Annotated in this window: 13 protein-coding genes and 1 other RNA gene; 4 read left to right on the plus strand and 10 right to left on the minus strand. The window is 59.6% G+C overall.

Annotated features, from left to right (window positions below):
• The 9 genes from mraY to rsmI form a co-directional block, all read right to left on the minus strand.
• Nucleotides 1-1,083: a phospho-N-acetylmuramoyl-pentapeptide-transferase gene (mraY, locus tag ACW55A_RS08915; protein ID WP_003431468.1), complete on the minus strand. Its 1,083-nt coding sequence runs from the start codon at nt 1,081-1,083 to the stop codon at nt 1-3.
• Nucleotides 1,083-2,462 carry a UDP-N-acetylmuramoyl-tripeptide--D-alanyl-D-alanine ligase gene (locus ACW55A_RS08920; RefSeq protein WP_455808436.1) on the minus strand — a complete coding sequence of 460 codons (1,380 nt, stop codon included), beginning with the start codon at nt 2,460-2,462 and terminating at the stop codon, nt 1,083-1,085. The genes mraY and ACW55A_RS08920 overlap by 1 nt, the downstream gene beginning before the upstream one ends.
• Complete coding sequence (locus tag ACW55A_RS08925; protein WP_122266510.1) at nt 2,455-3,918, minus strand: UDP-N-acetylmuramoyl-L-alanyl-D-glutamate--2,6-diaminopimelate ligase; 1,464 nt, start codon at nt 3,916-3,918, stop codon at nt 2,455-2,457. The genes ACW55A_RS08920 and ACW55A_RS08925 overlap by 8 nt, the downstream gene beginning before the upstream one ends.
• On the minus strand, nt 3,918-5,648 hold the full coding sequence (locus tag ACW55A_RS08930) for a peptidoglycan D,D-transpeptidase FtsI family protein (RefSeq protein ID WP_498810882.1): 1,731 nt from the start codon (nt 5,646-5,648) through the stop codon (nt 3,918-3,920). The genes ACW55A_RS08925 and ACW55A_RS08930 overlap by 1 nt, the downstream gene beginning before the upstream one ends.
• A complete protein-coding gene (ftsL, locus tag ACW55A_RS08935) occupies nt 5,645-5,938 on the minus strand; it encodes a cell division protein FtsL (RefSeq protein ID WP_003340690.1) in 294 nt (97 codons plus the stop codon). Before ftsL ends, ACW55A_RS08930 begins: the two co-directional genes overlap by 4 nt.
• On the minus strand, nt 5,935-6,876 hold the full coding sequence (gene rsmH, locus ACW55A_RS08940; protein WP_498810961.1) for a 16S rRNA (cytosine(1402)-N(4))-methyltransferase RsmH: 942 nt from the start codon (nt 6,874-6,876) through the stop codon (nt 5,935-5,937). The genes ftsL and rsmH overlap by 4 nt, the downstream gene beginning before the upstream one ends.
• Before the next feature lie 2 nt (nt 6,877-6,878).
• Entirely contained in the window at nt 6,879-7,334 is a 456-nt protein-coding gene (mraZ, locus tag ACW55A_RS08945; protein ID WP_002555055.1) for a division/cell wall cluster transcriptional repressor MraZ, read from the minus strand.
• Nucleotides 7,335-7,641: 307 nt separating this feature from the next.
• An RNA gene (gene rnpB, locus ACW55A_RS08950) (RNase P RNA component class A) lies at nt 7,642-7,999 on the minus strand.
• 86 nt (nt 8,000-8,085) lie between these two features.
• On the minus strand, nt 8,086-8,907 hold the full coding sequence (rsmI, locus tag ACW55A_RS08955) for an SAM-dependent methyltransferase (protein ID WP_498810881.1): 822 nt from the start codon (nt 8,905-8,907) through the stop codon (nt 8,086-8,088).
• A gap of 328 nt (nt 8,908-9,235) precedes the next feature.
• On the opposite strand from rsmI, the gene ACW55A_RS08960 reads away from it, so the two are divergent.
• From ACW55A_RS08960 to ACW55A_RS08975, 4 genes are all read left to right on the plus strand, one after another.
• Entirely contained in the window at nt 9,236-11,050 is a 1,815-nt protein-coding gene (locus tag ACW55A_RS08960; RefSeq protein WP_498810880.1) for a penicillin-binding protein activator, read from the plus strand.
• Nucleotides 11,050-11,421, plus strand: coding sequence for a YraN family protein (locus ACW55A_RS08965; RefSeq protein WP_455808433.1), 372 nt, complete (start codon nt 11,050-11,052; stop codon nt 11,419-11,421). The genes ACW55A_RS08960 and ACW55A_RS08965 overlap by 1 nt, the downstream gene beginning before the upstream one ends.
• A gap of 171 nt (nt 11,422-11,592) precedes the next feature.
• Entirely contained in the window at nt 11,593-12,186 is a 594-nt protein-coding gene (locus ACW55A_RS08970; RefSeq protein WP_003418801.1) for a phosphoheptose isomerase, read from the plus strand.
• Nucleotides 12,183-12,761 carry a BON domain-containing protein gene (locus tag ACW55A_RS08975; protein ID WP_455808432.1) on the plus strand — a complete coding sequence of 193 codons (579 nt, stop codon included), beginning with the start codon at nt 12,183-12,185 and terminating at the stop codon, nt 12,759-12,761. The genes ACW55A_RS08970 and ACW55A_RS08975 overlap by 4 nt, the downstream gene beginning before the upstream one ends.
• Before the next feature lie 59 nt (nt 12,762-12,820).
• Here the strand turns inward: ACW55A_RS08975 and ACW55A_RS08980 are convergent, their stop codons facing one another.
• Entirely contained in the window at nt 12,821-13,240 is a 420-nt protein-coding gene (locus tag ACW55A_RS08980; protein WP_003313571.1) for a ClpXP protease specificity-enhancing factor, read from the minus strand.
• Between the last annotated feature and the right edge of the window lie 6 nt (nt 13,241-13,246).

The following is a 13,246-nucleotide window of genomic DNA, read 5'->3' on the forward strand; positions in this document are numbered from 1 at the left end:
CTACCTCAGTTTCAGCGTGGCAAGGCCAATGAGCACCAGAATCACGGTGATGATCCAGAAACGGACGATCACACGTGGCTCGGGCCAGCCTTTGAGTTCAAAGTGGTGGTGGATCGGCGCCATGCGGAATACGCGGCGGCCGGTAAGTTTGAAAGACGCAACCTGAATGACCACTGAAAGGGTTTCCATCACGAACACGCCGCCCATGATGAACAGGACCATTTCCTGACGAACGATCACCGCCATGGTGCCCAGCGCCGCGCCGAGTGCCAGCGCACCGACGTCGCCCATGAACACCTGCGCCGGATACGTGTTGAACCAGAGGAACCCGAGCCCGGCGCCAATCAGCGCCCCAGAGAATACAATCAGCTCGCCCGCCCCCGGCACGTAGGGAATCAGCAGGTATTCAGCAAATTTCACGTTACCCGACAGGTAGCAGAAGATGCCCAAGGCACCGCCTACCATCACAGTCGGCATGATCGCCAGACCATCCAGACCGTCAGTCAGGTTGACTGCATTGCTGGAGCCGACAATCACGAAATAGGTCAACACGATGAAACCGATACCCAGCGGGATACGCACATCCTTGAGCATCGGCACGATCAGCGTGGTTTCAGTCGCCGACGGTGCAGTCGTATAAAGGAAGATCGCTGCACAGAGGCCAAAGACCGACTGCCAGAAATACTTCCAGCGGCTCGGCAGGCCTCGGGAATTCTTTTCGATCACCTTGCGGTAGTCATCGACCCACCCGATGGCGCCGAACAACAGTGTCACCAGCAACACAACCCATACGTAACGGTTGCTCAGGTCAGCCCACAGCAATGTACTGATACCGATGGACGACAGGATCAGCGCCCCACCCATGGTCGGCGTACCCGACTTGGACAGGTGCGATTGCGGACCATCGTTGCGCACAGACTGACCGATCTGACGCATCTGCAGGGTGCGGATCATCCACGGCCCCAGGCACAGCGACAGCGTCAGGGCGGTGAGCACGCCAAGGATCCCGCGCAATGACAGGTACTGAAAGACCGCGAAGCCTTTGTAGAACTGTTGTAAAAACTCGGCCAACAGCAGCAGCATTAATGTTTCTCCAGGCTAGAACCGCACAAGGCAGCCACGACGTGTTCCATCGCAGCGCTACGCGAGCCCTTGATCAGTAAAGTGGTATCAGGATTCTGCTCGGCGCCCAGCGCCGCGATCAGTTCAGCCTGACTGGCAAAGTGGTAAGCGTGCTCGCCGAAGGCGCTGACCGCGTGAGTCATCAATGGGCCGACGGCATACAGCGCCGACACCTTGCCAGCGGCATAGGCGCCCACTTCGCGATGACCCTGCTCGGCCCATTCGCCCAACTCACCGATGTCGCCCAGCACCAGTACGGTACGACCGGTGAAGCCGGTGAGGATGTCGACGGCCGCGTTGATCGAGGCAGGGTTGGCGTTGTAGGTGTCATCGATGACGCGCATGCCATTGCTGGCGATTTGCGCCACGGCACGGCCCTTGACCGGCTGCACGTTGTTCAGCCCGGTGACGATCCCTTCCAGCGGCACACCCATTGCGCAGCCCGCAGCCGCAGCGGCCAAGGCGTTGGACACATTGTGTGTGCCGAGCAGGTTCAACTGAACCCGGGCAGTGCCGAGCGGGCTGTTGAGGGTAAAAGCCGGGCAGCCCCGAGCATCACGGCTCAGCTCGCTGGCGTACACGTCAGCCGCAGAGTCGGTCAGTGCGAAGGTCAGGACATTGCGATCGCCGGCGCGCTTGCGCCAGATCGGAAACGCCTTGTCTTCCAGATTCAATACTGCAGTACCACCCGCACCACCCGCGCCGAGACCTTCGAGAATCTCGCCCTTGGCTTCGACAATTCTGTCCGGGCCGCCGAACTCGCCGACGTGGGCAGTTCCAGCGTTGGTGATCATGGCGACGTGCGGCTTGGCGAGGCTTACGGTGTAGGCAATCTCGCCGACCCGCGACGCACCCAGCTCGATCACAGCGGACGTGTATTCCGGGGCCAGTTCCAGCAGAGTCAGTGGAACGCCCAATTCGTTGTTCAGGTTGCCTCGGGTCGCCAGCACGGGGCCGCGCGTGCGCAGGATGCTCGCGAGCATTTCCTTGACCGTGGTCTTGCCACTGGAGCCGGTGACTGCAGCAACCGGCCGGTCGACGAATGCATTGCGATTCATGGCACCCAGTTGGGCAAGCGCCTTGCGGGTATCCAGCACGACCAGTTGCGGCAATGCGGCGCCCTGCACTTCGCGCTCGACCAGAGCACCGACCGCGCCTTTGGCAGCCACTTGATCGAGGTATTCATGACCGTCAAAACGCGGCCCGGTCAGGGCTACGAACAGCTGGCCTGGCTCGATGCCACGGCTGTCGGTGCTCACGCCGGAAAAGCTGCAGTCGCCCCCGACCAGACGCGCATCGAGTGGTACAACCAGTTCGCTGAAGGTCATTGGCTTAAGCATTTGCAGGCTCCCATATGGCAAGCGCGTTGGCGGCTTCTTGCAAATCGGAGAATGGCTGCCGCTGACCATTGATTTCCTGATAGTCCTCGTGGCCCTTGCCGGCGAGCACTACGACGTCATCGGCATTGGCGCTGGCAATCAGTTCGGCAATGGCCTGACCGCGACCTTCGATGAAACGCACCTGTTCCGCAGCAGCGAAGCCAGGGCGAATATCGTCAAAAATACTGGCTGGCGATTCGGAGCGCGGGTTGTCGTCGGTGACCCACGCACCGTCTGCCAGGCGTTCGACCACTTCAGCCATCAGCGGACGCTTGCCGCGATCACGATCACCGCCGCAGCCGAACAGGCACAACAGACGGCCTTTGGCGTGCGGGCGCAGTGCTTCGAGGACTTTTTCCAGCGCATCCGGAGTATGCGCGTAATCGACAACCACCAGCGGCTTGTCGGCACCACCCAGACGCTGCATGCGCCCGACCGGGCCTTCTAGTTTCGGCAGCACCTTGAGAATTTCGTCCAGCGCGTAATCCAGGCCCAGCAAAGCGCCGACCGCAGCCAGCACGTTGCTCAGGTTGAAGCGACCCAGCAGGCTGCTGCGCAGGAAATGCTCGCCCTGAGGCGTGACCAACGTAGCGCGCACGCCATCATCATCGAATTTCGCATCGCGGCAATACAGGTAGGCCGAGCTATCCAGCTGGCTATAGGTGATCAACCGAGACTCTTGCTTGATACCGGCCAGTTCACGACCGAAAGTATCATCCAGGTTGATTACCCGGCATTTCAGGTTGGACCATGCAAACAGCTTGGCCTTGGCGGCAGCGTACGCTTCCATGGTGCCGTGATAATCCAGGTGATCACGGGACAGATTGGTCAGCACCGCCACATCAAACGCCAGCGCCGTCGCCCGCCCTTGATCCAGCCCATGAGACGACACTTCCATCGCCACTGCGCGCGCACCGGCCTTTTTCAGATCGGCCAGCGTCGCCTGAACGGCAATCGGGTCAGGCGTGGTATGACGGCCGCTTTGCAGCGCGCCGTAGAATCCTGTGCCCAGTGTGCCGACGATGCCGCAGTGCTGACCCAGCGCATCAAGCGCCTGCGCAACCAGCTGGGTGACGCTGGTCTTGCCGTTGGTGCCGGTAACACCTACCAGATTCAGACTGCGACTCGGGTCGCCGTAGAAGCGGCCGGCAATATCGGACAACTGCGCGGCGAGCCCCTTGACCGGGATCAGCGGCACGTCAGTGATCGGCAGAACGGTCGAGCCTTCGACTTCGTACGCCACAGCCGCCGCGCCACGCTTGAGCGCGTCGGCAATATGCGCACGGCCATCGACCTTGATACCCGGTATGGCTAGAAACAGATCACCCGGACGGACATTGCGACTGTCGAGAGTCAACTCGCGAATCAGCGCATCGCGGTCGGTGTGAGCGAAAATCTTGCTCAGATTAAAGGCCATCAACCACGCCCTCCTTTGGCTGCCGGTGCGGCGTTGACTTGTTCAGGTGGCGCAAGGTTGTCCGGCGTCACGTTCATCAGACGCAACGTGCCGGACATGACCTTGCTGAATACCGGGGCCGAAACCAGACCACCGTAGTAACCACCCTTGCTCGGCTCGTCGATGACGACCACGATGGCGTAACGCGGGTTACTGATCGGGCCGAACCCGGCGAACAGCGAGCGATAGGAGTTTTCCGCGTAGCCCTTGGTACCGATGGACGTCTTGCGCGCCGTACCACTCTTGCCACCGACGTGGTAGGACGGTACACGGGCGCGATAGACGCCGCGCGGGTCCTCGATAACCTGCTGCAACATGCCTTGCAGGGTCTTGGCGGTTTTCTCCGGAATGGCCTGGGTCGATTCCGGCTCTTTATCTGTTTTCAGAATGGTCAACGGCACAATGCGGCCATTGTTGGCCAGCGCGCCGTAGGCATGCACCAGCTGCAAAGCCGTGACCGACAAGCCGTAGCCATAGGACAGCGTGGCGGTTTCAGCCTTGCGCCATTCGCGATAGTTGGGCAGGTTGCCGACGCGCTCGCCAGGGAAGCCGAGGCCGGTGTACTGACCGAAACCGACGCGCTGCATGGCACGAAAGATCGCCTCACCGCCCACATCGAACGCGACCTTGCTCATGCCGACGTTACTGGAGTTGATCAGAATGCCGGTCAGATCGAGGATCGGGCCTTCGGTCTTGGTCACGTCACGAATCGTGTATTTGCCGATCTGCAGGGTGCCCGGATAAACCTCGACCTTGTCGGTCGGCTTCCAGCGGCCACTGTCCAGCGCCGCGGTCATGGAGATCGGCTTCATGGTCGAACCAGGTTCGAACACGTCGATGATGGCCCGGTTGCGCATGGCGGCAGGCACCATGGTGCGGCGGTTGTTCGGGTTGTAGGTCGGCTGGTTGACCATCGCCAGCACCTCACCGGTCTTGACGTCCATGATCACCATGCTGCCGGCCTTAGCCTCGTTCTCGACGATGGCATTGCGCAGTTCACGGGTCGCAAGGTACTGCAGGCGCAGGTCAATGGACAAAGCCAAGGTCTTTCCGGCCTTGGCATTCTTGGTGACCTGAACATCCTTGATCAGTCGACCGCGCCGGTCCTTGATGACCTGACGTTTGCCAGGCACACCGGCGAGCCAGTCGTCATACGCCAGCTCGACGCCTTCGCGGCCATGGTCATCAAGGTCGGTAAAGCCGACCATGTGTGCGGTGACATCGCCGGCCGGATAAAAGCGGCGGAATTCTTCGATGCCGTAGACACCCGGTACTTTCAGGTCGATGACCGACTGGCCCTGCTCTGGCGTCAGGCCACGGACCAGATAGATGAATTCCTTGTTTGCCTGCGAGTCCAGGCGCTCGGTCAATGCCTTGAGATCCTGACCCAGCGCGGCGGCCAGCATCGGCCACTTGGACTTGTCCTGCTGCATTTCACGCGGGTTGGCCCACAGCGTCGTCACCGGAGTACTGACCGCCAGCGGCTCGCCGTTACGGTCGGTGATCAGGCCACGGTGCGCCGGAATAGGGATATGCCGAAGGCTGCGTGCATCGCCTTGCTCTTTAAGAAAGGTATGGTCGATGACCTGCAGGTCGACGATGCGCCAGCAAATGGCGAGCACGAGGGATACCAGCAGCCCTACGACTACGCGAAAACGCCACGGATAAAGAGCGCCATCGAGCTTCATCATGGCGCCACCATCCGTACTTCGGCAGCGCTCGGGATGCGCATCTTCAGTTGTTCGGTGGCCAGAGTCTCGATACGGCTGTGTGCAGTCCAGGTGCTCTGCTCAAGAATCAGCCGGCCCCACTCTGCCTGCGCCTTGTCGCGCACGCTCATTTCCGAATACAGCGAGTTGAGCAGTTGACGATTCCAATGTGCGCTATAGGAAACGCCAATCGCCGAAATCAGGACAGCAATGAACAGCAGCAGCATAATGAAGCTGCCGCCGGGCAGAGGTTTCAGAAACAGACGGCTCACCTGAGCTTCTCCGCTACACGCATGACAGCACTGCGCGAGCGCGGGTTGGCTTTGGTTTCGACATCAGAGGCGAACTGGGCCTTGCCGTGAATTTTGATTTTCGGTTCGAACGGCTTGAACTGGATCGGCAGATTGCGCGGCATGTTGTCGGCTTCGCCCTTGGCGAGCTTGCGCATGAACAACTTTACGATGCGGTCTTCCAGCGAGTGAAAGCTGATGACGACCAGACGGCCGCCCACTTCCAGCGCATCCAGAGCCGCTTCGAGGCCGGCTTCCAGATCGCCCAATTCGTTGTTTACGTGAATACGCAGGCCCTGAAAGGCACGCGTTGCAGGATTCTTGCCCTTTTCCCAGGCAGGGTTGGCGACCTTGAGCACTTCTGCCAGATCGGCTGTGCGCTCGAAAGGCTGGACTTCGCGGCGCGCGACGACCGCTTTGGCCATCCGCTTGGCAAATCGCTCTTCGCCGTATTCCTTGAAAACGCGGGCAATTTCTTCAGCCGGTGCAGTCGCGATGAACTCGGCAGCGCTCACGCCACGGGTCGGGTCCATGCGCATGTCCAGAGGACCGTCGTTCATGAAGCTGAAACCGCGCTCGGGATCATCCAGCTGCGGGGACGACACACCCAGATCCAGCAGAATGCCACTGACCTTGCCCGCCAAACCGCGTTCCTGAGTCTCGGATCCCAATTCGGCAAAGCTGCGCTGCACAATGACAAAGCGGCCGTCTTCGGCCGCTAGCGCTTGCCCGGTGGCAATCGCTTGAGGGTCCTTGTCGAATCCCAAGAGCCGACCCTCTGGGCCCAGCTGGCTGAGTATCAGACGACTATGCCCGCCACGCCCGAACGTGCCGTCCAGGTAGCAGCCATCGGCGCGCACCGCGAGAGCCTCCACGGCTTCTTCAAGCAGCACGGTGATGTGGGTAAAGCCGCTATTCATAGTCACAGGATCAAATCACGTAATTCGTCGGGCATCGCGCCAGGTTTTTGAATGGCAGCCAGGTCAGCATCAGCAAGAGCATTCCAGGCGTCCTCGTCCCACAGTTGAAACTTGTTGAGCTGGCCCACCAGCATTACGCGCTTATCCAGCCTGGCGTACTCGCGCAGGCGCGGCGGCACCAGAAAACGCCCACTCCCGTCGAGCTCCAGATCGACAGCATTACCAATCAGAAGCCTTTGCAGACGGCGGTTCTCTTCACGAAACGTCGCCAGATCACGAAGTTTTGCTTCTATCAGCTCCCATTCGGAAAGCGGATAAAGGCAAAGGCATGGATCAACGGCATCAATGGTCACGATAAGTTGGCCGGCGCTACGCGAATCCAACTCGTCACGGTACCGACTCGGCATAGCGAGACGGCCCTTGGCATCGAGATTGATCGCATTGGCACCACGGAACACAGGCGCATTCTCCGAATATTAGCTTTTTGCGCTAAAAAAACCCACTTCGTGCCACTTTCTGCCACTTGCGCACACTATAGGAACGCGCCCACCACACCGTCAAGGCACGGTCTTAAGGAAAACCCTTACATTTCGGAGATTTAGGAGAGGTATCGGGGCTAAAAAGGTAATTTTGCGAAGGAACTGACGGATAAATCCCACACAGCTCAAATCGTTGCGATTCAAAGTTAATGTGATTTATGAGCTGTAAGTTTTTTTTGGTATTACGGAGGGGTTTTGCTGCGTGAAACGAAGGGGAAGAAAAAAGGTGGAGAGTCGATCTGTAAGCCGGGTTCTGTCGAGAACAGTCATTCCTCTACGACGGCCATCACTGGACGCCTTTAGCAACCTACCCGGTTCCAGCGCGGGCCACGCCTAGGAACCCTATTTGGTCTTGCTCCGAGTGGGGTTTACCTTGCCACGAACTGTTACCAGACGTGCGGTGCGCTCTTACCGCACCTTTTCACCCTTACCGGCACCGAAGCGCTTAGGCGGTTATTTTCTGTGGCACTTTCCGTAGGCTCGCGCCTCCCAGGCGTTACCTGGCACTCCGCCCTATGGAGCCCGGACTTTCCTCCCCCCCTTGTTGCGGAACAACAAGAGGCAGCGACTGTCCAATCGACTCTCCGCCGACAAGGTTAGCGGCACACGCCATCAAGAACAAGCTTTAATAGCATTGTGTGGCTCGCTTACCCCCTTCAAAAGCAGACCGTTACTCCTTCTGTTTCTCCAGCGCCACCTGATACAGCAGGTTCTTGCGCACGCCGGTTATCTCGGCTGCCAGCGCTGCGGCGCGCTTGAGCGGCATCTCTGCAAGCAGCAGATCCAGCACCCGACGAGCCTCTTCACCAATGACATCTTCGTCATCCGGCGGCGTCCAGCCAGCCACCAGCACCACGCATTCTCCGCGCTGCTGATTACTGTCCGATTCGACGAATGCACGCAGCTCACCCAAAGGCAGACCCTTGAGGGTTTCGAAAGTTTTGGTTATTTCACGCGCCAGCAAGGCCTGACGGTCAGCACCGAAGACCAGCTCCATATCCTGCAGGCACTCCAGGATGCGGTGCGGCGCTTCATAGTAGATCAGCGTGCGTGGCTCTTCCCTGACACGCTCGAGCCTGGCCTTGCGACCCGCAGCCTTGGCCGGAAGAAAACCTTCGAAAATGAATCGATCCGATGGCAGCCCGGCCGCAGACAGAGCCGCAATCAAGGCACACGCGCCCGGCACCGGTACAACCTGAACACCTGCGGCACGCGCCTGACGCACCAGGTGATAACCGGGGTCGGAGATCAATGGCGTGCCGGCATCGGAAATCAGCGCAACGTCATCACCGGCCAGCAGACGTGTAATGAAGCGACTACCCTCATCACGTTCGTTATGTTCGTGACAGGCTGCCAATGGAGTCGAGATGCCGAAGTGCTGCATCAGCCGTGCGGAATGGCGCGTGTCTTCAGCTGCGATAAGCGCGACCTCACGCAACACCTTCAAGGCTCGCACACTCATGTCGTCCAGATTGCCGATGGGAGTCGCCACTACATAAAGCGAACCCGGAGTGGAATTCGAAACAACCGGAACAGTCAAAACGCAAACCTCGCAGGTTATAACAGGTGCTTGGAAAAACTGCATTGTACAGGCTGCGGCGCGGCGGAACGGTTCGCGCGTCAGGATGCCGACAAAAAAGGAATGAAAACATGTTCAGACCCGAGCAAGAAACGCGGCGCACCTCTCCAATTGAACGATTTGGCCGCCAGATGACCTTAACGCGACTGATATCACGGCTTTAAATACCTTCGACATCGCACCCCGGCCAGCGCTTGGGTACAATCCCCCGTTAATTCGCTCGAGTTTCAGGAACATACCAATGATCGCTTGTCTGCGGCTGCTCTCTGCCCTCTGCCTCGCTGCCCTCCTTGCAGCCTGTGCCAGCTCGCCCTCGTCCAGCCTTGGCGAGCTGCCTCGAACCCCTGATGCCAGCATAGAGCAACTGCTCGAGCAGGCCGCCAGCGCCAAAACCCCCGAGCAGGCCGCAACGCTGCGCTTGAGTGCGGCCGATCTGGCCAGCCGTCAGAATGACGCAGGACGCGCCGCGCAAATCCTCGGACAGGTGCAAATCGATCAACTCAAGCCCGGCTTGCAGGTTTTCGCCAGCACACTGTCCGCCGAACTGGCGATGGGCCGTAATCAACCCAAGGCAGCGCTGACCGCCCTGAATCATCCAAGCATGCAGCGCCTGGGCGAGCTGTCGGTCGAGCAGCAGATTCGCACGCACATGGTCAAGGCACGCGCTCTTGAAGCCGATGGCCAGGCGCTCGCAGCCGCCAATGAACGTGTTTATGCCGGCCCGTTGCTGCAAGGCGCAGACGCCAGCGCCAACAATGACGCGATCTGGACACTGGTCTCTGCCCTGCCTGCCGAGCAACTGCAGAGCACAGCGACCGACGATATGGGCGGCTGGCTGAACCTGGCTCGCTCGATCAAGGGCGCAGGCACGCTTGAGCAGCAACAGGCTGCCATCGACAGCTGGAAAGCGCAGAATCCGAAACACCCTGCTGCACTGCAACTGCCAACCGCTCTCGCGCAGCTGCGTGCACTGACCAGCGAGCCGATTACCAAAATTGCCCTGCTGCTGCCGCAGGATGGCCAATTGGCCGCAGTCGCCAAGGCGCTGCGCGAAGGCTTCATGGCCGCGCACTTCCAGGCTCAGCAAGCAGGTGAGAATCCTCCGGCCATTCAGGTCTTCGACAGCTCGCGAATCACCTCGATGGACGAGTTCTACCGTCAGGCTCAGGCCGCTGGTGTGCAACTGGTCGTCGGTCCGCTGGAAAAGAATCTCGTCAAACAACTGAACAGCCGTCAGCAGTTGCCTATTACTACACTGGCGCTGAACTACAGCGATACCAGCAATGAAGGCCCGGCGCAGCTGTATCAGTTCGGCCTGGCCGCAGAAGACGAAGCCCGCGAGGTTGCTCGTCGTGCCTGGGCGGACGGCAAGCGCAGCGCCGTGGCGATGGTTCCGAAAGGTGAGTGGGGCGACCGCGTGCTGGATGCCTTCCGCAAGAGCTGGCAAGCCAAGGGCGGTACGCTGATCGCTGCAGAGCACGTTGATCAGCCGGTAGAACTGGCACAGCAGGTCGCCGACCTGTTCCAGCTGCGCAATAGCGAAGGCCGCGCTCAGCGCCTGCAAAGCACGGCCGGCACTCAGATCGCAGCTCAGCCGAGCCGTCGCCAGGACATCGACTTCATGTTGCTCGCCGCGACGCCACAACAAGCACAACAGATCAAACCCACCATGGTCTTCCAGTACGCCGGTGACGTTCCGGTCTATGCCACTTCGCACCTGTTCACCAACAGCAACGATCACGCCCAATACATGGACCTGAATGGCGTGCGCTTCTGCGAAACGCCATGGCTGCTGAACGCCGAAGACCCGCTGCGCCAGCAGGTCACCGCACAATGGCCACAGGCTGCAGGCAGCCTGGGTCGTCTGTATGCGATGGGTATCGACGCGTATCGCCTGGCGCCGCGCCTCGCTCAACTCAAGGCGATGCCTGACAGCCGCATTGACGGGCTGTCCGGTAGCCTCAGCCTGAACCCTGGCCGCCGCGTCGAACGCCAGCTGCCATGGGCCGAGTTCGTCGACGGCAAGATCCAGCGCCTGCCGGACACCGCTCCTTGATGGAACGCAGCACCCGCCAGCAAGCAGGGCGCGAGGCCGAAGCCTTCGCCCTGCAGTTTTTGCAACAGCAGGGCCTGCGCCTGATTGAACAAAACTGGTTATGCAAACGCGGCGAGCTTGATCTAGTCATGCTTGACGGCGATACAGTAGTATTCGTCGAAGTTCGCTACCGGCGCCACTCAGGCTGGGGCGGCGCCATGGAAAGCGTCGATTTTCGCAAGCAGGAGAAACTCGTCACAGCCGCACAGCTTTTTCTGCAGCACGCAACGGCCTGGGCCAATCACCCCTGCCGTTTCGACGTGATCGCCATTGAAGGCGAGCCCGGCAAGGCCGCACCACTGAACTGGATCAAGAGCGCTTTTGACAGCTGACCTGGCGCAGTGAAGCAGCAATCCGACTTGAGTCAGGACCTGCAACACACTACTAACCGTCACCGATTTCGCTATTTGTTTTGCCGGCTGCACACCTTGTGTGCCGGATAGCTCCCGGGAGAACCCGGCGCATCCGTCCCGCCGCCGTACGCTCTAATTAAGGTCACATTGATGGACATGCAATCCCGAATTCGCCGGCTGTTCCAGGCCAGCATCGAAACCAAGCAACAGGCGATGGAAGTCCTTGCACCCTTTATCGAGCAAGCCAGTCAGGTCATGGTCAATGCCCTGCTCAACGAGGGCAAGATGCTCGCGTGCGGCAATGGCGGTTCAGCGGGCGATGCACAGCACTTCTCCTCGGAACTGCTCAACCGCTTCGAGCGCGAGCGGCCGAGCCTGCCAGCGATTGCACTGACCACCGACAGCTCGACGATCACCTCGATCGCCAACGATTACAGCTACAACGAAATCTTCTCCAAACAGATTCGCGCGCTGGGTCAGCCAGGCGATGTGTTGCTGGCCATTTCCACCAGCGGCAACTCGGCGAATATTATTCAAGCCATCCAGGCCGCACATGATCGCGAAATGATTGTCGTAGCATTGACAGGACGCGACGGTGGCGGCATGGCCTCGCTGCTATTGCCCGAGGATGTGGAGATCCGCGTACCCGCCAATGTCACGGCACGCATACAAGAAGTCCATCTGCTGGCGATCCATTGCCTTTGCGATCTGATCGACAGCCAACTGTTCGGGAGTGAAGAATGACCCCTAATCGTCTCAGCCTACTGGTTCTGATACTGTGCCTCAGCATCACCGGATGCAGTTCGGTGATCACGGCCACTCGCGAAAAACCGATCGAAGACGATCGCGGCACGCGCACCTTCGGCAGCAAGATCGACGATTCACTGATCGAGACCAAGGCAGCCGTCAACATCTCCAAGGCCAACCCTGACCTGGCAGAGGGCTCGCACATCGTCGTGACCAGCTTCAACGGCATCGTGCTGCTGGCTGGCCAGACACCGCGTGCCGACCTCAAGGCAATGGCCGAACAGGCCGCCAGCGCCGTTCAGCGCGTCAAGAAGGTCAACAACGAACTGCAGGTGATGGCACCCTCCTCGCTGCTGGCGCGCAACAATGATGCCTGGCTGACCACCAAGATCAAAAGCCAGATGATCGCTGACGCATCCATTCCCGGCTCGCGCATCAAGGTGGTGACCGAGAACGGCATCGTCTTCCTGCTGGGCCTGGTAACCCAGGACGAAGCCAATCGCGCCACCAACCTGGTACAGGGCGTCTCCGGCGTGCAGAAGATCGTCAAACTCTTCGAGTACATCGACTGACGGGTAACCGACAGGCATGAAAAAGGCGATCCGAAGATCGCCTTTTTTATTGCCGGTTTTTACTTCACGACCTTCAGACTTGGCCTGCCACTCGGACGAGGCGGTTCGCTGTCTGGCGGAGGTGTATCGTCTTCGATCTCGATCTCGATTTCTTCGCCCTCTTCCATGGAGGGCTCCAGATCGAAAACCATGCCCTGACCGTTCTCGCGGGCATAAATACCCAGGATGGCAGCGACAGGTACATAAAGCGTGTGCGGCACACCGCCGAAGCGGCCTTCGAAGCTCACCGCTTCGTTATCCATATGCAGATGACGCACGGCACTCGGCGAAACATTCAGGACAATCTGCCCGTCATTGGCAAACCCTTGCGGGACCTGCACCGACGGGTAATCCGCATTGACCAGCACATGCGGGGTGCAATCGTTATCGACGATCCACTCGTAAAGAGCACGAACAAGATAAGGGCGACTGGAGTTCATTAACGG

It is taken from the genome of Plantibacter cousiniae (nom. nud.) (assembly GCF_977070315.1).

What these genes read in the sequence shown, in the direction of transcription:
- mraY (WP_003431468.1), bottom strand. Translation starts at nt 1,083, where the DNA reads ATGCTGCTGCTGTTGGCCGAGTTTTTACAACAGTTCTACAAAGGCTTC.
- ACW55A_RS08920 (WP_455808436.1), bottom strand. Translation starts at nt 2,462, where the DNA reads ATGCTTAAGCCAATGACCTTCAGCGAACTGGTTGTACCACTCGATGCG.
- ACW55A_RS08925 (WP_122266510.1), bottom strand. Translation starts at nt 3,918, where the DNA reads ATGGCCTTTAATCTGAGCAAGATTTTCGCTCACACCGACCGCGATGCG.
- ACW55A_RS08930 (WP_498810882.1), bottom strand. Translation starts at nt 5,648, where the DNA reads ATGATGAAGCTCGATGGCGCTCTTTATCCGTGGCGTTTTCGCGTAGTC.
- rsmH (WP_498810961.1), bottom strand. Translation starts at nt 6,876, where the DNA reads ATGAATAGCGGCTTTACCCACATCACCGTGCTGCTTGAAGAAGCCGTG.
- ACW55A_RS08960 (WP_498810880.1), top strand. Translation starts at nt 9,236, where the DNA reads ATGATCGCTTGTCTGCGGCTGCTCTCTGCCCTCTGCCTCGCTGCCCTC.
- ACW55A_RS08965 (WP_455808433.1), top strand. Translation starts at nt 11,050, where the DNA reads ATGGAACGCAGCACCCGCCAGCAAGCAGGGCGCGAGGCCGAAGCCTTC.
- ACW55A_RS08970 (WP_003418801.1), top strand. Translation starts at nt 11,593, where the DNA reads ATGGACATGCAATCCCGAATTCGCCGGCTGTTCCAGGCCAGCATCGAA.
- ACW55A_RS08975 (WP_455808432.1), top strand. Translation starts at nt 12,183, where the DNA reads ATGACCCCTAATCGTCTCAGCCTACTGGTTCTGATACTGTGCCTCAGC.
- ACW55A_RS08980 (WP_003313571.1), bottom strand. Translation starts at nt 13,240, where the DNA reads ATGAACTCCAGTCGCCCTTATCTTGTTCGTGCTCTTTACGAGTGGATC.